24 protein-coding genes are annotated in these 21912 nt (G+C 43.2%); all 24 read left to right on the forward strand.

Annotated elements, in window-relative coordinates:
• The first annotated feature begins 110 nt into the window (after positions 1 to 110).
• A complete protein-coding gene (gene ribH / locus ACFGVS_RS23240; RefSeq protein ID WP_439695764.1) occupies positions 111 to 605 on the forward strand; it encodes a 6,7-dimethyl-8-ribityllumazine synthase in 495 nt (164 codons plus the stop codon).
• 364 nt (positions 606 to 969) lie between these two features.
• On the forward strand, positions 970 to 1299 hold the full coding sequence (gene ytxJ, locus ACFGVS_RS23245) for a bacillithiol system redox-active protein YtxJ (RefSeq protein WP_274211304.1): 330 nt from the start codon (positions 970 to 972) through the stop codon (positions 1297 to 1299).
• A 339-nt stretch (positions 1300 to 1638) separates the two neighbouring features.
• A complete protein-coding gene (locus ACFGVS_RS23250; RefSeq protein WP_274211305.1) occupies positions 1639 to 1962 on the forward strand; it encodes an ArsR/SmtB family transcription factor in 324 nt (107 codons plus the stop codon).
• Positions 1963 to 1967: 5 nt separating this feature from the next.
• On the forward strand, positions 1968 to 2435 hold the full coding sequence (locus tag ACFGVS_RS23255; RefSeq protein ID WP_090640842.1) for an SRPBCC family protein: 468 nt from the start codon (positions 1968 to 1970) through the stop codon (positions 2433 to 2435).
• A gap of 8 nt (positions 2436 to 2443) precedes the next feature.
• The gene (locus ACFGVS_RS23260) at positions 2444 to 2836 is read left to right on the forward strand and encodes a DoxX family protein (protein WP_439695765.1); all 393 of its coding nucleotides are present in this window, start codon (positions 2444 to 2446) and stop codon (positions 2834 to 2836) included.
• A gap of 11 nt (positions 2837 to 2847) precedes the next feature.
• Complete coding sequence (locus ACFGVS_RS23265; protein ID WP_274211307.1) at positions 2848 to 3405, forward strand: DUF4256 domain-containing protein; 558 nt, start codon at positions 2848 to 2850, stop codon at positions 3403 to 3405.
• 33 nt (positions 3406 to 3438) lie between these two features.
• Entirely contained in the window at positions 3439 to 4020 is a 582-nt protein-coding gene (locus ACFGVS_RS23270; RefSeq protein WP_337993750.1) for a YdeI/OmpD-associated family protein, read from the forward strand.
• Between the two features lie 441 nt (positions 4021 to 4461).
• The gene (locus ACFGVS_RS23275) at positions 4462 to 4773 is read left to right on the forward strand and encodes an STAS domain-containing protein (protein WP_274211308.1); all 312 of its coding nucleotides are present in this window, start codon (positions 4462 to 4464) and stop codon (positions 4771 to 4773) included.
• Entirely contained in the window at positions 4773 to 5147 is a 375-nt protein-coding gene (locus tag ACFGVS_RS23280) for a response regulator (protein ID WP_439695766.1), read from the forward strand. The genes ACFGVS_RS23275 and ACFGVS_RS23280 overlap by 1 nt, the downstream gene beginning before the upstream one ends.
• Complete coding sequence (locus ACFGVS_RS23285; protein WP_439695767.1) at positions 5147 to 7150, forward strand: chemotaxis protein CheA; 2004 nt, start codon at positions 5147 to 5149, stop codon at positions 7148 to 7150. The genes ACFGVS_RS23280 and ACFGVS_RS23285 overlap by 1 nt, the downstream gene beginning before the upstream one ends.
• Entirely contained in the window at positions 7141 to 7614 is a 474-nt protein-coding gene (locus ACFGVS_RS23290; protein ID WP_439695768.1) for a chemotaxis protein CheW, read from the forward strand. Before ACFGVS_RS23285 ends, ACFGVS_RS23290 begins: the two co-directional genes overlap by 10 nt.
• A gap of 14 nt (positions 7615 to 7628) precedes the next feature.
• Positions 7629 to 9188, forward strand: a complete 1560-nt coding sequence (locus tag ACFGVS_RS23295) for a HAMP domain-containing methyl-accepting chemotaxis protein (protein WP_439695769.1) — start codon at positions 7629 to 7631, stop codon at positions 9186 to 9188.
• Positions 9189 to 9212: 24 nt separating this feature from the next.
• Positions 9213 to 10862 (forward strand): methyl-accepting chemotaxis protein, encoded by a 1650-nt coding sequence (locus tag ACFGVS_RS23300; protein ID WP_090640865.1) that lies wholly within the window; start codon positions 9213 to 9215, stop codon positions 10860 to 10862.
• Between the two features lie 23 nt (positions 10863 to 10885).
• Positions 10886 to 11743, forward strand: coding sequence for a CheR family methyltransferase (locus ACFGVS_RS23305; RefSeq protein ID WP_439695770.1), 858 nt, complete (start codon positions 10886 to 10888; stop codon positions 11741 to 11743).
• A 21-nt stretch (positions 11744 to 11764) separates the two neighbouring features.
• A complete protein-coding gene (locus ACFGVS_RS23310; RefSeq protein ID WP_090640870.1) occupies positions 11765 to 12247 on the forward strand; it encodes a chemotaxis protein CheD in 483 nt (160 codons plus the stop codon).
• 12 nt (positions 12248 to 12259) lie between these two features.
• Complete coding sequence (locus tag ACFGVS_RS23315; protein ID WP_439695771.1) at positions 12260 to 13345, forward strand: protein-glutamate methylesterase/protein-glutamine glutaminase; 1086 nt, start codon at positions 12260 to 12262, stop codon at positions 13343 to 13345.
• A gap of 83 nt (positions 13346 to 13428) precedes the next feature.
• Positions 13429 to 14775 carry a M28 family peptidase gene (locus ACFGVS_RS23320; protein WP_439695772.1) on the forward strand — a complete coding sequence of 449 codons (1347 nt, stop codon included), beginning with the start codon at positions 13429 to 13431 and terminating at the stop codon, positions 14773 to 14775.
• 190 nt (positions 14776 to 14965) lie between these two features.
• Positions 14966 to 15412: a DUF6932 family protein gene (locus ACFGVS_RS23325; RefSeq protein WP_439695773.1), complete on the forward strand. Its 447-nt coding sequence runs from the start codon at positions 14966 to 14968 to the stop codon at positions 15410 to 15412.
• On the forward strand, positions 15409 to 15939 hold the full coding sequence (locus ACFGVS_RS23330) for a helix-turn-helix transcriptional regulator (RefSeq protein ID WP_439695774.1): 531 nt from the start codon (positions 15409 to 15411) through the stop codon (positions 15937 to 15939). Before ACFGVS_RS23325 ends, ACFGVS_RS23330 begins: the two co-directional genes overlap by 4 nt.
• 6 nt (positions 15940 to 15945) lie before the next feature.
• Positions 15946 to 17604 (forward strand): KGGVGR-motif variant AAA ATPase, encoded by a 1659-nt coding sequence (locus tag ACFGVS_RS23335; protein WP_439695775.1) that lies wholly within the window; start codon positions 15946 to 15948, stop codon positions 17602 to 17604.
• A gap of 148 nt (positions 17605 to 17752) precedes the next feature.
• The gene (locus tag ACFGVS_RS23340) at positions 17753 to 18625 is read left to right on the forward strand and encodes an EamA family transporter (RefSeq protein WP_439695776.1); all 873 of its coding nucleotides are present in this window, start codon (positions 17753 to 17755) and stop codon (positions 18623 to 18625) included.
• Between the two features lie 334 nt (positions 18626 to 18959).
• Positions 18960 to 19103 carry a DUF6728 family protein gene (locus ACFGVS_RS23345; protein WP_177183700.1) on the forward strand — a complete coding sequence of 48 codons (144 nt, stop codon included), beginning with the start codon at positions 18960 to 18962 and terminating at the stop codon, positions 19101 to 19103.
• The gene (locus ACFGVS_RS23350) at positions 19100 to 19477 is read left to right on the forward strand and encodes a RidA family protein (RefSeq protein ID WP_439695777.1); all 378 of its coding nucleotides are present in this window, start codon (positions 19100 to 19102) and stop codon (positions 19475 to 19477) included. The genes ACFGVS_RS23345 and ACFGVS_RS23350 overlap by 4 nt, the downstream gene beginning before the upstream one ends.
• 234 nt (positions 19478 to 19711) lie before the next feature.
• Complete coding sequence (recG, locus tag ACFGVS_RS23355) at positions 19712 to 21814, forward strand: ATP-dependent DNA helicase RecG (protein WP_439695778.1); 2103 nt, start codon at positions 19712 to 19714, stop codon at positions 21812 to 21814.
• Positions 21815 to 21912 lie beyond the last annotated feature (98 nt).

Raw genomic sequence — 21912 nt, forward strand, 5'->3', positions numbered from 1 at the left:
TCATCCTGAGGTACGAAGGATCTAGTCGCGAACTTTTCTATCGGTCAGGCACAGCTGATAGATCCTTCGTGCCTCAGGATGACAGGTTAAAAAAATAACGACAATAAACAATGGCATCGCAATTAAAAAACCTTTCAGATTTTTCGCATACCACCATACCATCTGCCGCGCCGTACCGTTTTGGCATTGTGGTGGCCGAGTGGAACGCCGAAATTACCAACGCGCTATACCAGGGCGCTTACAATAGCCTGGTTGCCAATGGGGCTTTAGCCGATAATATTATGAGTTATACGGTACCCGGCAGTTTTGAGCTTACATCCGGCGCCGACCTGCTGCTAAAAACCGGAAAGCTTGATGCCGTAATTTGTTTGGGTTGCGTAATACAGGGCGAAACCCGCCACTTTGATTTTATTTGCAATGCGGTTGCAAATGGTGTAAGCAATGTTGCCATAAAATATGCAAAACCTGTTATATTTGGGGTATTAACTACTGATAATCAGCAGCAGGCTATTGACCGCGCGGGCGGAAAGCATGGCAATAAAGGCGACGAAGCCGCAATTACCGCTATAAAAATGGCAGCGCTGGCCGAAACATTGAAGGGTTGATTTACGTTATACTGTTAAGCACAAAACACAATGAAAAAATTTATTTACATAGCTATTATAGCGCTTGCGGCTGGTAGCATATCGTCATGCTCCAACAAATTATGCCCTGCTTATGGTTCATACCCTAAGAGTGGCCGCTAACAGGAAAATGTCATTTTTGTAATCTGCCGACCACTATCGGCAGATTTTGTGTTATAATTACGTTTGTGACAGAGTCAAGAGATTAGAATAAAGAGTTAAGACAAAAATAAAATATTACAGTCAGGCAATGTATGCCCATGTAATATTTATAAAAACATCTTATACCTTTTAGCAGAAATTGCATACATCATTGCAGCTATGTTGATACTAAATACTAAAAAAAATGAACTGGATATTGCTTACGTCGGCCGACCAGCTGCACGAGATAAAGAACCGTAATGGTTACAGCCTGATTTTTAAACATAGCACCCGCTGCTCTATCAGTATGATGGCCAAGCGCCGTTTTGAGCTGGATTGGGAAGACCTTCCCGAAGATATGCCCCTTTACTTTTTAGACCTGATTAGCTACCGCGAGTTATCGGCCCAGGTGGCCCAGCTTTTTCATGTTCACCACGAGTCGCCGCAATTGTTACTGATCAAAGACGGCGAGTGCGTGCTTGATCAATCGCATGGCGCCATTTCTGTAGAAGAAGCGCTAAGTGTTTTAAATTAATGTCCCTCGGCAGGCAGCCAACAGCCCGCCAACCTATAGTGCCGGCGATACAATACGTTTTTACCGACGACAGGAGGCCCGTTTTCTTATGAAATTGGGGCTGCAATTGTTTTAGGAAGCCCTGGCTTACCTCTCCCTGATAGTATCTGCATCAAGTTTTGTTAAAAGGCACATAATCCGGTGAACAATATTTTCAATATTGGATATCCGCCGGAAGCCCTGCCAGCTATTGACGTATAGAAAGTTCAATAGAAGTGTGCAAATATTTTCAAAAAAAAAATCTGAAAAAATTGCGTAGTTAAATAGCTACATTTATATTTGTAGTCAAATAGCTACGCAATGAATTTAAGACGAGACGTGTTTCAAGCCATAGCCGATCCAACAAGAAGGGCTATATTGCTGTTGGTTGCCTCACAATCTATGACGGCAGGCGCAATAGCATCAAACTTTGACACTGCGAGGCCAACAGTTTCAAAACACCTGCAAATACTTACCGAGTGCGAATTACTTGAGCAAAAGCAAAACGGCCGGGAAATATACTATTACATTAATGCAAAGAACATGAAAGAAGTAGCCGACTTTATTGAGCCATTCCGCAAGATGTGGGATGACCGGTTTAACAAACTGGAAGATATCATGAAAAACTATCAATCAAAAAAATAGCATATATGGAACTGAAAACAAAAATAGATGCCGGGGAAGGTCAACAGTACCTGGTGATTACCAGGGAATTTGATTTGCCGTTAGAATTACTGTTTAAAGCTCATGTAGAGCCCGAAATTGTTGAGCAATGGATGGGGACCAAGGTTTTGAAGCTCGAAGGCAAAAAGCACGGCAGCTGGCAATTCGAAACATCTGATGCCAAAGGGAACGTAGTGTTTAGGGCCAATGGGGTTATCCACGAGTTTGTTCCGGAGCAAAAAATTACCCGCACATTTGAAATGGAAAACACGCCTTTTCCTGTTCAGCTTGAGTTTTTGGAATTTGAGCGGCTTACCGATGCTACCAGTAAGATCAGCATTCGCATTGTATATAAATCAGTTGAAGACAGGAACCAATTGCTGAAGCTGCCCTTTGCCCAGGGCCTTAATATGGCGCATAACCGGTTGCAGGATATAGTAAGCAAATTAAAATAACACACATCATGACAAAAAAAAATAAAATCATTTATTGGGTTGCCACTATCTGGCTTGCATTAGGTATGGTATCAACCGCGGCAGTACAAATGCTTAAAATGAAAGAGGGGCAGGGCGGGGTTGATAGCATAATACACCTGGGTTACCCCGTCTATTTTTTAACCATAATAGGTGTTTGGAAATTTTTAGGGGTTATAGCGGTGCTGATACCTAAATTTACTTTGCTGAAAGAATGGGCTTACGCCGGATTTTTCTTTGTGACATCGGGGGCGGCATTTTCGCATATTGCGTCAGGCCATCCGGCTATTGAGATATTTCCGTCATTATTATTGTTAATCCTGACCGTAGTGTCGTGGTATTTCAGGCCTGCCGATAGAAAGATCAATTCAGTTAACCAATAAAAACGAATAGCATGAATCTAAATTTGTCGCCAGAACATCGCGAAGATCTACTCAAAGTATTGGAAGCCCGCTTTGAGAAAAACAAGAACCGCCATAGCAGTGTTGAATGGATTAATGTACAAGCAAAGCTGGAAGCGGATACAAAAAAATTATGGTCGCTTAACGAAATGGAAAAAACCGGCGGCGAACCGGATATTGTTGCTTATGATAAAAGCACAAACGAGTACATTTTTTTCGATTGCTCGGCCGAAAGCCCCAAAGGTCGCAGAAGCCTTTGTTATGACCGTGAAGCGCATGAGGCAAGAAAAGAATTTAAACCGGAAAATAACGCCGTTGACATGGCGGCTGCCATGGGTATTGAGCTTTTAACAGAAGAGCAATACCGGGAATTGCAAAAGCTTGGGAAGTTTGATTTGAAAACATCGAGCTGGGTAAAAACACCTGCCGGTATCAGGAAACTTGGCGGGGCTGTTTTTTGCGATCGCCGTTATGATACCGTATTTCTTTATCACAACGGGGCCGAATCCTATTATGCTGCCAGGGGTTTCCGTGGCTGGCTAAAAGTGTAAATTTGTGCAAGCGATAAATTTAAACCCGAGAATATGATAAATCCTAAGGTTGATTTTTATTTTAACAAAGCCCAAAAGTGGCAACAGGAACTGGAACGGCTGAGAATGATTGTTCTTGACTGTGGCCTTACCGAAGAATTGAAGTGGGGCGTTCCTTGCTACACTTTTCATAAAAGTAACGTTGTTTTAATACATGTATTTAAAGAGTATTGCGCGGTTTTGTTTTTTAAAGGCGCGTTGTTAAATGATGCCAATGGTATTTTAATACAACAAACAGAAAATGTGCAGGCGGCGCGGCAGGTGCGCTTTACCAACTTAACGGAGATAGTTGAAGTAGCCTCCATCCTGAAAACCTATATTTATGAAGCTATTGAAGTAGAAAAAGCAGGTTTGAAAGTAGAGTTTAAAAAAACTGCAGAATTTACAATTTCTGAAGAGTTTCAACATAAATTAGATGCGATGCCCACCCTTAAAATGGCATTTGATGCATTAACCCCCGGACGGCAAAGGGCATACATGCTGCATTTTTCGGCCCCCAAACAAGCCAAAACCCGGCAGGAAAGGGTTGAAAAATGCATACCGCAAATTCTTAACGGAAAAGGCTTAAATGATTAATCTTGATAACAGATAACCAATCTTTAAAGGTCATCACTGCATCATGCTGGCCTTTGAAGTTTTAAAAATGGGATTGGGAAATTAAATTCTATATACTTACCTGGTGCCATGCGTTAAATGCACCTTTTTACGGGCAGCTATAATCAACCGCCTGAAACGAGACTATAACCATTATATACTACCCAATTTGTTTTAGGCATACCATTTAAGGCCCGCACATGGGCAGTTTTTTTGCCTGGCTTACTTGCTATCGTACCCGTCGCCATTGCAATTTTAAAATATTCTGAACTGGCCAATATCACTTCGCGGCCAAATTTTTTAACGGGTTTATACCTGTTATTTTGAAACTAAAACCTGTTTTGCTCAAAACATAACCTTGACTGCTCATTATGCGTTAAAGACCAATAAGTTAAATAAACACGCTAATTAATTGGCTTATACATGGAAAATGTTTCTTTCGAAAATACTTTAATAAGCAACACCGGTATACAGGTACTGATTAGCGGCAGCCTGGAGATCAGGGATGCTGCCGAAATAAAAAATGAGCTTTTGTTGCTCCTTACCAATCATGGCCACGTTGAGTTGCATTTTAAAAATATCGAAAAAATAGACCTCACAGCTTTACAACTGCTCATGGCCTTATCGCGAAGTGCATCAGACCAGGGCAAAAAAGTTGACTATATTTTTGAGCCAACGGCATACATCAGCGAAGTGTTAAATAATTCGGGGTTTAATAAATTCATATCTGTTTAATGAACGGTGCAAGCAAAACAGTGTTATTGGTTGATGACTCTGAAATGGTGATAAGGTTGATAAGTTCCATGCTTAAAAAAGCAGGCTACCAGGTTTTAACCGGGTGCGATGGCGAAGATGCTTTAACTCAATTTGATAAAAAAAATATCGACCTGGTGATCACCGATCTTAACATGCCCAATAAAGATGGCCTGCAACTGATTAGCGAGATAAGAAACATGCAGTATTACCGCTTTTTACCTGTTGTGCTATTTGTTTCGGATAGTACCATCAGTATTCGCGATTACATCAAAACTTCTGGCGCAACTGTGTTATTGAACAAAGATGCTATCAAAGAAAAATTGGTTTCCACGGTTAAAAAAATGATAGGATAATGGACCAATACCAACAAAACTTTAGCGACGATGCCATGGAGGTGATAGCCGATATGGAAAAGAGCCTGCTTTTAATGGAAACCAGTCCGGACGATCCTGCGCTGATACAGCAGGTTTTTAGGGCCATGCATACCTTAAAGGGCAATAGCTCGATGTTTGGCTTTAAGGTAATTACAGAATTTACTCACCACCTTGAATCAATATACGAGCACGTACGTAGCGGGCAGAAAAAAATCACCAAAGAAATTATTGATGTTACCCTCGATTCGCTTGACCACTTAACTTACCTGGCAAAAAACCAGGGCGAATTGGATATTCAGCATCAAAAAACACACGATAGCCTTACTGCAAGGGTAGTGAAAATTTTGAAGGATATTTTGGCCGGAGTAAACATAGAAAACAACCCGCTTGGCCCGGTTGCCCAAACAGCAGCATATGAAAATAACGGGTTAAAAAATTATCACATCATTTTTGCGCCCGATAAAGAGATATTTTACAATGGCACTAATCCTGTTTACCTGTTAGAGGAATTGCAAACACTTGGTAACTGTACAGTTATTCCAAATATCGACGACATCCCTTCGTTGCAGGATATCGAGCCAACATATTGTTACACCTCCTGGGATATTTACCTTGCTACCGGCGTTGATATCGATACCATCAGGGAGGTGTTTGTTTTTGTTGAAGGCCGGTGCAAGCTCGAAATTAATTTAATGCCCCAGCCCGAAGAGGCCATGCTGCAGCAAAATGAGAGCGCCGGCTATCCCGAAGAAGCTAAAGATGTTGTGCCGCAGGTTTCAAAAACGGCAGCTGCAGAACCAGTCAAAAAAAACGTGATATCGAGCATCAGGGTGCCATCCGAAAGATTAGACAGCCTCATGAGCCTTGTAAGCGAGTTAATGACCTTACAGGCCAAGCTTGGCACACTTACCGACCAAAACCCGCAATCGGAGTTATTGGCAGTTACCGAAAACCTCGAGAAAATATCAACCAGGCTTCGGGACAACGCATTTAGTATGTGCCTTGTGCCTATTAAAAATATGCTCAACCCGTTTAACCGCCTGGTTAGGGACCTGGCTAACGAGTTGAATAAAGAAATAGATTTTGTTACCGAAGGCACCGATACCGAACTGGATAAAAATATCATGGAGGGCCTGGCCGACCCAATCATGCACCTCCTCAGAAACAGCATCGATCATGGCATCGAATACCCGGATGACAGGGTTAAGGCTGGCAAAAAAAGGCATGGCAAAATTTTATTCAAGGCCTTTTGCGCCGGGGTTAATGTTTACATCGAAATTCAGGATGATGGAAAAGGCATCGATCCGCAAAAAATAAGGGATAAGGCCATACAAAAAGGAATTATTGGCAAAGATGAAGTACTGAGCGAAAAAGAAATATTCAACCTTATTTTCCTCCCCGGTTTTTCAACTGCAGAACAGGTAAGTGAAATTTCGGGCCGGGGTGTGGGTATGGATGTTGTAAAACGCAGGATTGAAGATATCAGGGGGCAGATTAAAATAACTTCTCAGCCAAATACCGGCACAACCATTACTATAAAATTACCAATCACGGTATCTATTATTGATGGCCTGCTGGTAAAAATTAACGATGTTTCATTTGTTATTCCGCTGGCGGCCGTCGATCGTTGTTTTGAAGCGCCTGCCGTGCAGCAACTAAACCGCTTCAACAACCTCATCATACTTGATGGCGAACAAATCCCTTTCATCAGCTTAAGCGAAGAATTTGATGGCAAAGAAAACCTGTCGGGTTCGCAGGAAATCATATTGGTATACTACGATGAAAAAAGGGTAGCCTTAATTGTCGATAATATCGTTGGGAAATTTCAGGCCGTTTTAAAGCCGCTTGGGAGATATTTCCAGAACATGGACCACATTTCGGGGGCAACCATATTGGGGGATGGCAAAATTGCTCTTGTATTAGATACCAATAAAGTTGTTGAAGAATACTTACACCAAAAACGCCTTGCAATATGTCAATAAAACTGCAAACACAATCTTACTTAACGTTTAAGCTTCAAAACGAGCTTTTTGCTATCAACGTGGGCGATGTATTAGAAATTTTAGAAATGAGCCCTATTACTAAAGTGCCCAAATCGCCGGCATTTATGAAAGGGGTAATTAATTTACGGGGCAACATTTTGCCCGTAATGGATGCCCGCAACAAGTTTGCCATGCCCGACGCCCAATTTACTATTGATACCTGCATTGTGGTATTGAATATCGATAGCGGAAAAGAACCATTGCTGGTAGGCGCCATTGTCGATTCGGTACAAAAGGTAATCGATATTCCTGATGAGGACATACAGGTTTCGGCAAGTATGGGCGCTATGTACCGCGAAGATTTTATAACCGGCATTGGAAAGGTAGAGGATAATTTTGTGATGATATTAAATATCGATAAAGTTTTCTCGGCCGACGATGTGTATGCCATTACTGAAAGTTAATATTAAAACGTGATATGATTTTACAAAACATAAAAGTTTCGGCCAAACTTTACATCCTGGTTGGTGTACTGTTCCTGACCATTGGAGCAATTGGCATTACCGGGCAGCTTAATTTAAAAGAAGTAAACGGATCGCTGCAAACTGTATTTGAAGACCGGATTGTGTGCCTTAAACAATTAAAAGTTGTTTCAGATATGTACCTGATTAATATTAAAGATGTTACTCAGCAAATAAATGATGGCAGTATCAATTTTAAAACCGGCAAAAAAAGAATAGCAAAGGCGCAAAAGGAAATTAAGACTAATTGGGCGGCGTACGTAGCAACAGGCGCTATTCCCGAAGAAAAAAAACTATCGGCACAAACTACAGAGCTGATGGCCAGCACAGATGAATCGTTAGAGTCGCTTAAAGTTCTTATGGACAAAGAGGATAAGCCCGCGGTAGCGTCCCTTGCTTTCAGCGATGTTAACCCCAAAATTGATTCTATTCTCAATAATGTTAATGCGCTTGTTGATATCCAGGTTTCAGTAGCAAATGACGAATATATAAACGGCCAAAATGTATATTCAACGGCTAAAACCCATGCCTATATCGTGATATTTTCGGGCATAACCATTTCGCTATTACTGGCCTTTTTTATCATTAAAAACATAAACAGTATTGTTGCCAAGCTTAAAGCCCTGGTTTCATATGCCCAGGTAGCTTCAGAAAATATTTCATCGGCCAGTTCGCAAATGAGTTCATCGGCGCAGCAAATGTCTGAGGGCGCTACAGAACAGGCTGCATCTGCCGAAGAGGTTTCGTCGTCAATGGAGGAAATAGTATCCAGCATACAGCAAAACACCGAAAACGCTTTGCAAACCGAAAAAATAGCCCTAAAGGTTGTTGAAGATATTGTTGAAGGCAACAAGGCGGTTAATATTACCGTACAATCCATGAAAGAGATTGCCGAGCGGATTTCAATTATTGGTGATATTGCCCGCCAAACCAATCTTTTAGCGTTAAATGCCGCTGTTGAGGCCGCAAGGGCCGGCGATAACGGGCGCGGTTTTGCCGTGGTAGCTGCCGAAGTAAGGAAACTTGCCGAACGCTGCCAAACAGCAGCCCATGAAATTAACAACCTGTCTAAATCGGGCGTAACTATAGCCGAGAGATCGGGTAAGTTACTCGATTTAATTGTGCCCGAAGTTCAGAAAACGTGTAAGCTGGTGCAGGAAATTAGCATATCCAGTATGGAGCAAAATACCGGCGCCAATGAAATTAATAATGCCTTGCAGCAATTAAACCAGGTTATACAGCAAAATGCTGCAATTTCCGAAGAGATGGCTGCGAGCTCGGAAGAGCTTTCGGGCCAGGCAGATCAGTTGAAGGATATTGTAAATTTTGACATCGGAAACGATGTTAAATCCCGGACAGAGATACGACGGGTTCCGGCTGTTAAACCATACCAGAAAACTTTTGCCGGTAGCCATTATCCGGTTAAGAAGAAACCCGTACCCGAACGTTTTTATAAAGGTATCAACATAGATATGAACGGGAAAGACCCGATAGACGAAAAATATGAGAAATATTAAACCGAACTTAAACGACCAGATGTTATGAACAATATTAAAATTTCGACAAAACTATTTGTCATGGTTTTCCTCACTTCATTTACCCTTGTGGCAATAGGTTTATATGGGCTGAACAACTTAAGCAACGTAAACGGATCGCTGGAAACGGTATTTAAGGACCGCGTAGTATGCCTTAAACAACTGACTTTAATTGACGAAATGTACGCTATAAATATTGAAGGCGTTACTCAAAAAATGAAGGACGGCGTTATTGATTTAAAAGCGGGTAAAAGAAAAATCATCAGGGCCCAGGAAGAAATTGATGCCAACTGGAAAGCCTATACAGCTACCTATGCCACACCTGAAGAAAAAAAACTGTCGGCTCAAACCGAAGAGCTGATGCGCAATTCCGACGAATCGTTGGAGTCGCTCCAGTCGATTATAGACAAAGAGGATAAAGTTGCCCTGTCAGCTTTTGCCCAAAATGAGCTATCTCAGAAAATAGACCCCATTATAAGCAATATCAACGCATTGATTGACCTACAAGTAGCGGTATCTAAAGAGGAGTATGACAAAGGCCAGGAAATATATTCAGACGCAAAAGTGCACTCTTATATTATTATATTATTTGGCATAGCCATTTCACTATCAATATCATTGCTTATTGTATACAGCATCAAAAAGGCCATTTTAAATGCAACAACAGTAGTATCAAAACTTGCCGAAGGAGATTTAACTGTTGATATTAACGTGGCTAACAATGATGAGATTGGCTTTTTGCTGGAAGATTTAAAAGGCATGATCAATAAGTTTAAAAATGTTATTTCGTACGTAAGCTCGGCGTCTGATAATATTGTGGCGGCAAGCCAGGAGTTAAGCTCATCATCGCAACAAATGTCTGAAGGGGCTACCGAACAGGCTGCCGCTACCGAACAGGTTTCGTCGTCGATGGAAGAGATGGTGGCAAGCGTACAGCAAAACACCAACAACGCCCATCAAACAGAAAAAATAGCCATTAAGGCCTCGGCCGATGCCCAGGATGGCAGTGTTGCTGTTAATGAAGCGGTTAGCTCGATGAAGCTTATTGCCGAGAAAATTACCATTATAAGCGATATAGCGCGGCAAACAAATATACTTGCCCTTAACGCTGCCGTTGAGGCCGCGCGCGCCGGCGACCAGGGACGGGGCTTTGCCGTTGTTGCAGCCGAGGTAAGGAAACTGGCAGAAAAATCGCAGGTTGCCGCAACCGAGATTAATGAACTTTCAAAATCGAGCGTTACCATTGCCGAAAAATCGGGCAGGCTCCTGGGCGAAATTGTGCCTAATATTCAGCATACGGCCAAACTGGTTGAAGAAATTAACGCGTCAAGTTCTGAACAGAACCTGGGCGCCGGCCAAATCAATAGCGCCTTGCAACAACTAAACCAGGTTACCCAGCAAAATGCCGCTACCTCCGAAGAGATGGCTGCCAGCGCCGAAGAGCTTTCATCCCAGGCCGATCAGCTAAAGGAAATTATTTCATTTTTCAGGTTCGAAAACGGCTCAAAATACAAGGCGTCAATTGCCCAGCCTAACTCGTTAACAAGGCCCAGGAGGAATACAGCGAAAGTAAGCCATCTTCCAAAATACAAATCATCCTCAAACGGGGTTAGCTTGAACATGGATAGCCTTGATGCAGATTATGAAAAGTTTTAACATGATGTTTTGAGCTGTCCCGTATGGTATATTTTAATATTGATAGTTTTGATAATTCCAAAATGACCGACCTGGACTTTAACAGGCTAAGTACATTTATTTATACCAATTATGGAATTAAGTTGCCGCCATCAAAAAAAATAATGCTGGAGGGACGTTTGCTTAAACGGCTCAGAACTTTAAATATACCATCATATAAAAAGTATTGCGAGTTTATATTCAGCAACGAAGGCCAGCGTTCTGAACTTATTCACATGATTGATGTGGTGACTACCAATAAAACCGATTTTTTCAGGGAATCTGTACACTTTGATTATTTATCAAATAACATATTGCCCGGGGTTTTTCGCGATTATTCCGCCGCAAAACCTTTTAAGGTATGGAGCGCCGGCTGCTCTACCGGCGAAGAGCCCTATACATTGGCCATGGTTTTAAGCCTGTTTGCCGAAACACATATGGGTTTTAGCTTTAATATCTGGGGTACCGATATTTCGAGCAGGGTTTTGCAGGCTGCGGCATTAGCGGTATATACCGAAGATAAAGTAGCCCCCGTGCCAATTGCATTAAAACGCCAGTTCCTGCTTAAAAGCAAGGATGTGCATAACAAAACTGTGCGCATTGTACCCCAGTTACGGGAAAAAGTAAAGTTTGGCCGTTTAAATTTCATCGACGAAGATTTTGGCCCGATAGCAAATTTCAATGTCATTTTCTGCCGCAATGTTTTGATTTATTTTGACCGGCCAACACAGGAAAAAGTTATTCTGAAGCTATGTTCGAAATTAGAGCCGGGAGGGTATTTGTTCCTGGGCCATTCAGAATCCGTGTCGAATATGAATTTACCATTAACGCAAATACGGCCCAATATTTTTAAAAGGAAATAAACAGCCACTATTATTTTTATAATGGATAGATATTATTTATACCCCGGGTCGATTTTTGCGAGCAGAAAGCCTCACATTGTCGATACTATTTTAGGCTCATGTGTAGCAGTGGCCCTTTGGGACCCGGTATTGGAATTTGGAAGTATTAACCATTATATGCTGCCGTACTGGAATGGTGAAGGCACACCATCAAATAAGTATGGCGACATTGCCATCCCGGCTATTATTAATAAAATGCTGGCCTTGGGCAGCAATAAAAGTAATTTAAGGGCCAAGGTATTCGGAGGTTGCGAAACTGGCGCCCCCAATGGCGTATTCCATATTGGCGAACGCAATATCGGGCTGGCTATTGAGGTGTTAAAAAAGGAGCAAATACCGGTTTTAAGCCATAATGTTGGAGGATACCGTGGGCGGAAGGTTTTATTTTACTCGGAAAGTGGTAAGGTAATGATCAAATATATTAAACAAAACTTTCCTGATCAGCAAATAGATACCAAGGGCTAATACCTCACCCGTATGAAGAATAAAATTAAAGTTCTTATTGTTGACGACTCTGCCATATTCAGGCAATTGCTGGGCAAAATTTTAAGCGCCGACCCGGTAATTGAAGTTATGGCCACAGCAGCCGACCCATATATTGCAGCAAGCAAAATGACCATGCAGGTTCCGGATGTTATTACCCTTGATTTGGAAATGCCCCGCATGGATGGGATTACCTTTCTCAAAAAAATAATGTCCCAGCATCCTATTCCGGTTATTATCATAACCGGGCACACCGGGAGGGATATGGAAGTAACGCTGAAAGCATTGGAGTATGGTGCTGTTGAGGTGCTTACAAAAAAGATGTTTGACGAGCAGGCGCTTACCAGTGAAGCCAGGAGCCGGATTTGCGAAATTGTTAAATCGGCAGCACTTACCAAAATTGCCCGCAAATCCATTGCCGAAAAACCTTCGGTGGTGCCTAAATTATCAGCCGATGCCGTGCTGCAATACGTTAAACCTAAAAACCAAAGCATTATTAGTGATAAAGTAATTGCAGTAGGGGCATCAACCGGCGGTACCGAAGCCATAAGGGTATTTTTAGAAGGCCTCCCCGTTGATATTCCAGGTATTGTAATAGTACAGCACATGCCCGAAAACTTTACCCGCCTGTTTGCCGAGCGGCTGGACAGTTTGTGTAAGATTGGCGTTAAGGAAGCAGAAGACGGAGACCTGGTTAAGCCCGGCATGGCCTTAATAGCCCCCGGGAACCGCCACCTTTTACTTAAAAGAAGAGGATCGCAATATTATGTTGAGTTGAGTGATAGTCCGCTGGTAAACCGGCATCGCCCGGCTGTGGATGTATTGTTCCGCTCTACAGCTATTTATGCCGGGCAAAATGGCATCGGAATAATTTTAACAGGCATGGGCGACGATGGCGCGCGGGGCTTACTTGAAATTAAGCAGGCAGGCGGTAAAACCATCGCACAGGATGAAAGTTCCTGTGTTGTGTTCGGAATGCCAAAGGAAGCTATTTTGCTGAATGCTGCCGATAAGATTTTACCGTTAAAAGATATTTCGCGATACGTAGTCCAACTGGTGAACGACAAGAGGTTTGTTTAAACGGAGGCTAATTGCATTAAAGCCTGAAAATTAAATGCGGCAGATGTAATTCCTCGTCAGCATAAAAACAGCTAAATTGCCGTATGAAATACATCACCATCTCCCTGCTGTTGTTCATTACTGCAGCCGCCTCGGCCCAAACCATCATCAAACCCGATGCCCGGATTAAACAAATGGCCGATGAGGTATCCTCCCAAAACATTGAAACAACCATTCGCAAACTGGTAACCTTTAAAAGCAGGCATACCCTAAGCGATACCACCAGCAAAACCACCGGCAGCGGCGCGGCACGAAACTGGATAAAGGCCGAAATGGAAAAATATGCCCTGGAATCGGGCGGGCGGATGACTGTAGCTTTTGATACATTCACCCAGCCCAAAGGTACAAGGATTGATAAGCCGGTAAAGCTGAAAAATGTACTGGCTATACTGAAGGGTACCGACCCAACAGATAGCCGTGTTTACCTGGTATCGGGCCATTATGATTCGCGGATTAACGATGTGATGGACGCAAACGGGGTGGAGCCTGGGGCTAATGATGATGCATCGGGCACGGCGCTTTCGATGGAGCTGGCCAGGGTGATGGCCAAACGCCAATTCCCGGCCACCATAATTTTTATGGCCGTGGTAGGCGAGGAGCAGGGACTTTACGGTTCAACCAATGTGGCCAAACGCGCCAAAGCCGAAAACTGGAACGTAGATGCCATGCTGAACAATGATATTGTAGGCAACACTCATGGCATGGAAACCGATTTAAAGGATAACCGCAGTGTTAGGGTGTTCAGCGATGGTATCCCCACCAATGCGACCGATAAGCAGGTGGCTGCGCTAAAATCATTGGGCGGCGAAAATGACAGCCCATCGCGCGAGTTGGCCCGGTATGCCAAAGAAACCGGCGAACGCTACGTTGACCAGCTGGATGTAAAATTGATATACCGCCGCGACCGCTACCTGCGCGGCGGCGACCACCTCCCGTTTTTAGAACAGGGCTTTACCGCGGTAAGGTTTACCGAAATGAACGAAGATTTTAACCGCCAGCACCAGAGCATCCGCACCGAAAACGGTGTAGACTATGGCGACCTGCCCGACTTTGTTGATTTTAACTACGTACAAAAAGTAGCCCGCATGAACCTGTCGGTACTGGCCAACCTGGCATTGGCCCCTGCCCGGCCCCAAAATGTAGGCATCATAACCAGCGACCTTACCAACAAAACCAAACTTACCTGGGAAGCGCCATCTACAGGCAAAAAGCCCGCCGGCTATTACGTACTGATGCGCGAAACCACCAGCGCCTTTTGGGAACGTAAGTTTTACGTAACCGATACAACGGCTACGCTGGCCTACTCAAAGGATAATTACTTTTTTGCGGTGCAATCGGTAGATGCTGGCGGGCATGAGAGTTTGCCGGTGTTTCCGAAGCCGGTGAGGTAAAAGCATATCTTACATCCATCACAACAACTACTTTAGTCATTACCCAAGCACAGGATTAACAGTCGATGCGATTGGAAGCTCGGTAAATTTTGACAATAAATAAATACTTTACACAACTTTATAGTTGTGTAAATGAATAAAGGTTACTACATTGCATCTATTATAAAAAAAATCATCCAGCAGTATTGTTATGATTCCAGCGTTTACAAATGAAGGCATTCTGCCGGCGGGCGAACATGATACCACCTTAGATGATTTTAGAAGCCGCTTTGTTTACAATAGCGTTAGGGCAAAAATATATGCTGGTTTCCTCGTGCTGATAAATGATTTAAGAGATATTAATTGCCAGGTCATTTATGTGGATGGAAGTTTTGTAACAGACAAGGAAGAGCCAGGAGATGTGGATGTATGCTGGTCTGAAAACGCCAATGTGGACTGGGATTATATAGATAGCCACCATCCCATAATACTGGATATGGATTATCCGCGAAACAGGCAGCAACACAGGTATTGTGCCGATGTCTTCCCTGCTGAACTTACGGAAGGCAGTTCAGGATACTTATTTAAAGACTTTTTTCAGTTTGATAAGGCTACTAACAAACCAAAAGGTATCATCAAAATAAACATATCGATATGATTAAGAATCAAAAGCAAGCAACAATCACTCAAAATAAAATTAACGAGTTGGAAAAGTCGCTGATCGATTTTGAGTCTCAGCAATCAGCCTTACACCCGGTTAAATTTAAGGCAGGCAAATCGGCATTTAACGGGTTAATAAAAGAACTTCAGGTACAACTTGAACATTACAATGCATTGGCCAACGGCAAAATAACCGAGATTAAGGACAAAGACATTAATTTTTTGCCAACACTATTAATCAGTGCCAGAATTGCACAGGGTATTTCCCAAAAGGGACTGGCTGATAAATTAGGTATTAAAGAGCAACAAATTCAAAGGTACGAGGTTAATGCTTACGAACAGGCTTCGTGGTTAAGGATTAAACAAATTGTCAGAGCTTTAGATCTCACTATCCCTTTGGAAAATATAAGGATCATCAAACCACAAGCAAAAGTGGTAGAAATGAGGTTCCCTGAAGGTATTGCAGCAGACGAGGTGCGCTTTGCAAAGCAAACTGCAAAAAGCAGAGGTTCATTAATACTTTAATCAGTCATGAAAACCATAACATTTTACTCCTACAAAGGCGGAGTTGGCAGATCATTGGCATTGTCAAAAATCGCGACAATGCTTTCGGAGTTAGGGCAGCGGGTATGTGTCATCGATTTTGATCTGGATGCTCCTGGACTGCGCTTCAAGTTCAGGAATTATACTTTCCCCGGTATAGAAAAGGGTATAGTTGATTATATTTATGAATTTTCTGAAAACGGAACGGTTGGCCGCATTGTGGATTATACTGTTACGGCCAAGGCTCCAAATAACTATTTTGAAGACATTGCTTTTATATCCGCAGGAAATATTCACAGTGATGACTATTGGAAAAAACTATCAAAAATCAGGTGGTATGAACTGTTTTATAGCGAAGATCCACAAGGAATTGAGTTCTTTCTGGACATGAAAGCGCAGATTGAACAACAATTTAAACCCGATTTTCTACTGATTGATTCCCGCACGGGCATAACTGATATTTCCGGTATTACCCTCCGGATACTGGCCGACCAGGTGGTAGTTTTAGGCATAAAAAATGAAGAAAATCTATTCGGGTGTAAAAAAATCATAAAGTCTCTGTTGAATGCTCAGAATAATCTTTTTGGTAAAAGCCCCGTCGTAAATTTCGTGCTTACGCGCCTTGCATTTTTCAAAAGCTACACTAAAGAGAAATCGCAGGAGATAGAAACGATTGACTATGAAAAGGAACACCTGGTTGTTGAGCAAATAAGAAATGACTTTAAAGCCGATTTGAATCTGGACAGTTTTGATATTTCTGTCATACATACTGACCGCAACCTCGAGGAGGAAGAGAATCGTATTCACGGCTTGTCTTATGAAAATAAACCAGGGTCGGTGAATCGGGATTATCTGCAATTGTTTGATAAGTTGACAAAAGACTATTTAACGCTTGATGAAAAATCCTTAAATATTAAAAAAGCTCAAATAGAATATGTTAAGTCGTTACAGGAATCCAGCATTGAGCGGAAGTTGAGTTTGATTAACAAAGCCATCGAACTGGATAAAAACAAATTTGAATATTACACACAACGTGCACTGCTGAAATTTAAATTAACCGATTATAATGGCGCCCTTAAAGACGATTTAGCTGCGTTGGAGTTGGCCCCGGGGGCACCTGAGATATTATTCAATATCGCGGTAACAAACCTTCGCTTAAAGCAATACGGGGAAGCCTTAGATTATTTGGAAAAAGCAGATGATTTTGGATACAGGGCTATTGCATTAAAAGGCGGTATGTACAAACGAATGAATCGATATTCTGATGCGTTGGCTGCCTTAAATAAAGCAGTGGAGCTAAATCCTTCTGATGCCCAAATACTCAACTCACGTGCTGACCTTCAGAGGGCGTTGGGGAATTACCAAGCTGCGTTAAGTGATATTTCTAAGGCCATCCAACTAAACTCCAACGATCCAATTTGTTTTGCAACATTAGCTGAAATTTATTCATCGATGGGTAGAGATGAGGAGTTTTTCCTCAATCTTGGTATTGCGCTCTCAAAAGATATACCTGTATCAGCCCTTAATTCGGCCTATGATGTATACCAAAAGTACCTACTGGATGAGCGATTTATAGCACTGCTCAATAAATACTCTATTGATGTTAATGATATTGCCGATGGGTTTTTTTTTGAAGGGTTTGGATGAGAAACTATTGTTATCTGTTAAAAGTAGAATCGCATGCCTTAAAGGGGGGCATTTTCGTTGTAGTATTGATTAACTCAATAAATGTTTAAGCGCCGTTAATTTTATTTTCATAGACTGATTTGAAAAGTAAATCTGTAACTCGCCGTCAATGCAAAAAAACAAAATACCCATACGCCCCTTACTGGCGGTTTTAGGCTCGATATTAAGCGTTCAGGTAGGGGCTGCTATTGCTAAGGGATTATTTCCGGCTCTCGGTGCTTCAGTTACCGCCACCTTGCGGATAGGATTATCGGCATTGATACTGCTTGTCGTGAACAGACCAGGGTTAAAAACATTAACCCGCGAACAATGGAATGCGGTTATCCCTTACGGTTTATGCCTGGGTGCCATGAATTTAATTTACTACCTGGCCTTATCGCGCATTCCGTTGGGGATAGCAGTCACCCTTGAGTTTATGGGGCCGTTGCTGCTTGTGGTGTTTAGTTCAAAACGCGCCATCGAATTTTTATGGGTACTACTGGCCGCAGGCGGAATTGTATTGATGACACCCTGGAATAACACCAATATTGATTTGTTTGGCGCGGGCATGGCTTTGCTGGCCGGTGCCTTTTGGGCCGGCTATATTGTGTTGGGCCGCAGGGTATCAGCGGTGTTAAATGGCGGTCAGGCCGTTACCATAGGTATGCTGTTTGCATTAATGGCGACATTGCCATTTGCTTTCGCAAGTGACGGCATGATGAACTTTAAAAGCAGTATGATTATCCCGGCTGTAGGGTTGGCGTTATTTTGCAGCGCCGTTCCGTTTTCTTTAGAGATGTACGGACTTAGATATATCCCCACCAAAACCTTCAGTATCCTCATGAGCTTGGAACCAGCCGTTGGCGCTATCTGCGGATTGATATTTTTGAAAGAATATCTTTCGATACAGGAATATGCCGCGGTTATATTGGTTGTAATCGCCAGCGCCGGGGCAACAATTGGTAACCGGCAGGAGATGGGTAACATAACACCCGAAGGTTAATATATTGCAGGCAAAAAGCTTATTTAAAGAACCTGGTCATTTCGAACCCTTGAAGGGTGGGCAGCAGCGTAGAAAGAGCTCGAAATCTTTTACGCCCTGCATCTCAAAGAGTTGTTCGGAATGTAGGTTGGATATAGCAAACCCAAAATTGGCATGGCGTAACTCGTAGGGGCAACCAGGTATAAACATATCAATACCCGCTTGGCATGGGCAGCTGAAAGCTGCAACCATGGTACCCACGAGCTAAAAGCTCGCGGGAGCGATGTACGCAAATCAAAAGCCCTCTCCTTTGGAGAGGGTTGGGTGAGGCTCTTTTTTTTACTAAGTTTGTATTATGTATTTCTTTAGAAAAAAAGATCCCAACAGACCGGATAACATTAACCTGCGCATTATGCATTTTATAAATGCACTGGCCATCCTGATGTTTTTAGCGGGCATCATCTATAAGCTGATACAAGTGTTCATACTCAAAAAATGATGGAAATAATAAACACCAATAACGCGCCTGCACCTATCGGGCCGTACAGCCAGGCTACTGTTGCCGGTAATTTTGTATTTGTATCTGGCCAAATACCCCTTAACCCCGCCACCGGCGAGCTGGTTACCAGCGGTATTAAAGATGAAGCCGTTTTAGTAATGGAAAATATTAAAGCTATTTTAACCGAAGCAGGCATCGGCTTTGCCAACGTGGTAAAAACCAGCATATTTTTAACCGATCTGGGTAATTTTGGCCAGGTAAATGAAGTATACGGCACCTATTTTACATCAAACTTCCCTGCCCGCGAAACGGTACAGGTATCGGCACTGCCAAAAGGCGTTAATGTAGAGATATCGGTTATTGCGGTAAAATAAAGCCTCACCCCGGCCCTCTCCAAAGGAGAGGGAGGAGCGACTATATGTCATTGCGAGGAACGAAGCAATCGCGAACTACGAACATCCGCCCTGAAAAGTAGGAGATTGCTTCGTTCCTCACAATGACATAATCCTTTGTGATGGAGAGATACTGAGGATGACGATTGTAACACATGGTTTAACAAACACGCAAATCAAAAGTCCTCTCCTTTGGAGAGGATTTAGGTGAGGCCTATGGATCCTTTTCAAACACCACTTACATATTTAAAAGGCGCGGGCCAAACCCGGGCCGAGGTGTTGAAAAAGGAATTGGGTATTGCCACTTTTGAGGATTTGCTGCGCCATTTCCCCTTCCGGTATATCGACCGGACTAAATTTTATAAGGTAAAAGATATTAATCCCGACTTGCCTTACGTGCAGGTTTTGGCCCGTGTTATTAGCAAGCAAATTGTTGGCGAGAAGCACACCAAACGGCTGGTTGTACAAACCCGTGATGATACCGGCACGTTGGAACTGGTTTGGTTTAAAGGCATCAACTGGATAGATAAAACTATTGTGCCCGGCACGGTATATGTTGTGTTTGGCAAGGCAGGCTCCTTTAACGGGCAAGCCCAAATGGCGCATCCCGAAATGGAAATCTACTCGCCTGCCAATATGCAGCGGCAGGGTAATGCTACCTTGCAGCCGGTTTACAACTCTACCGAAAAGCTTAAGCAATTTCAGCTGGATAGCAAAGGCATCCAAAAGTTAACGGCTACTTTACTTGGCCTGCATGCTAAGGATATTAAAGAAAATTTGCCCCTGTACATTATCCAGCACTTTAAACTTCTGGGCAGGGCCGATGCTTACCGTAATATCCATTTCCCGGCCGATGCCAATTTGCTGAACGAGGCGTTGCACCGGCTTAAGTTTGAAGAATTGTTCTTGCTACAGCTTAAACTCCTGCGCAATAAAATGTTGCATACCCAAAAGTTTAAGGGGAATGTATTCGGCACTGTAGGCCATTATTTTAATGATTTTTACCACCATAAACTACCTTTTCAGCTAACCACACCGCAAAAGCGGGTGTTAAAGGAGATAAGGCAGGATACCCAGCGCGGTGTACAAATGAACCGACTGCTGCAGGGCGATGTAGGCAGCGGCAAAACCGTTGTTGCCCTGATGGCGATGTTGATTGCTGTTGATAACGGCTTCCAGACCTGTATTATGGCCCCTACCGAAATATTGGCAAGCCAGCATTACCAAACCATCAGCAGTTTGGTTGGCGATGGTTTTATCGAGGTGGCCCTGCTCACCGGATCAACCAAACAAAAAGACCGCAGGGTACTGCACCAGAAACTGGAAAGCGGCGAAATGAAGATACTGATTGGTACCCACGCCCTGATAGAGGACAAAGTACAATTCAAAAACCTGGGCTTCGTGGTGATTGACGAGCAGCACCGTTTTGGGGTAGAGCAAAGGGCGAGGCTTTGGCGTAAAAACGTTGTACCGCCCCATATCCTGGTGATGACGGCAACCCCCATCCCCCGCACCCTGGCCATGACTCTGTACGGCGATCTGGATGTATCTGTAATTGATGAGTTGCCGGCTGGCCGTAAGCCTATTCAAACACTGCATTTTTTTGATAACCAGCGCCTGCGGGTGTTTGGTTTTATGAAAAAGGAAATTGCCCTGGGCCGGCAAATTTATATTGTGTACCCGCTGATTAAGGAAAGCGAAAAACTGGACCTTAAAAACCTGGAAGAGGGCATCGAAATTATCTCGCGTGAGTTTCCGTTGCCTGAGTATAAGATCAGCATTGTGCATGGCAAATTAAAACCCGCCGATAAGGAGTTTGAGATGCAGCGCTTCATCAAAGGGCAAACTCAAATTATGGTGGCCACCACCGTGATAGAGGTTGGGGTTAACGTGCCCAATGCCTCAGTAATGATCATTGAAAATGCAGAGCGTTTTGGCCTGTCGCAACTGCACCAGCTGCGCGGCAGGGTGGGGCGCGGCGCCGAGCAATCGTACTGTATTTTGATGAGCAGCCATAAGCTCAGCCACGATGGTAAAATTCGGCTGGATACCATGGTGAAAACCAATAACGGTTTCGAAATCTCCGAGATCGACCTACAGCTGCGCGGCCCCGGCAACCTGGATGGTACCCAGCAAAGCGGCGTGCTCGACCTGAAGGTTGCCAACCTGGCTACCGACCAGGAGTTGTTGTTTAAGGCCCGCAAAACGGTGGAGCAAATTTTTGCCAAAGACCCCCAACTGGCCCTGCCCGAAAACCAGGTGCTGCACCATGCCTTCGAAACAAAAAATGCCGGTTTAAGCTGGGATAAAATTTCCTGAGGCTTCCATTATTGCCGCAAAATATTAAATTTGTTTCCGACTGACTTTGCTGTAAAATAAACTTGTCAAAAGTTGATGAAAAGTGTCAATTTTTATCA

Source organism: Mucilaginibacter sediminis, from assembly GCF_051903035.1.
Taxonomy (GTDB): domain Bacteria; phylum Bacteroidota; class Bacteroidia; order Sphingobacteriales; family Sphingobacteriaceae; genus Mucilaginibacter.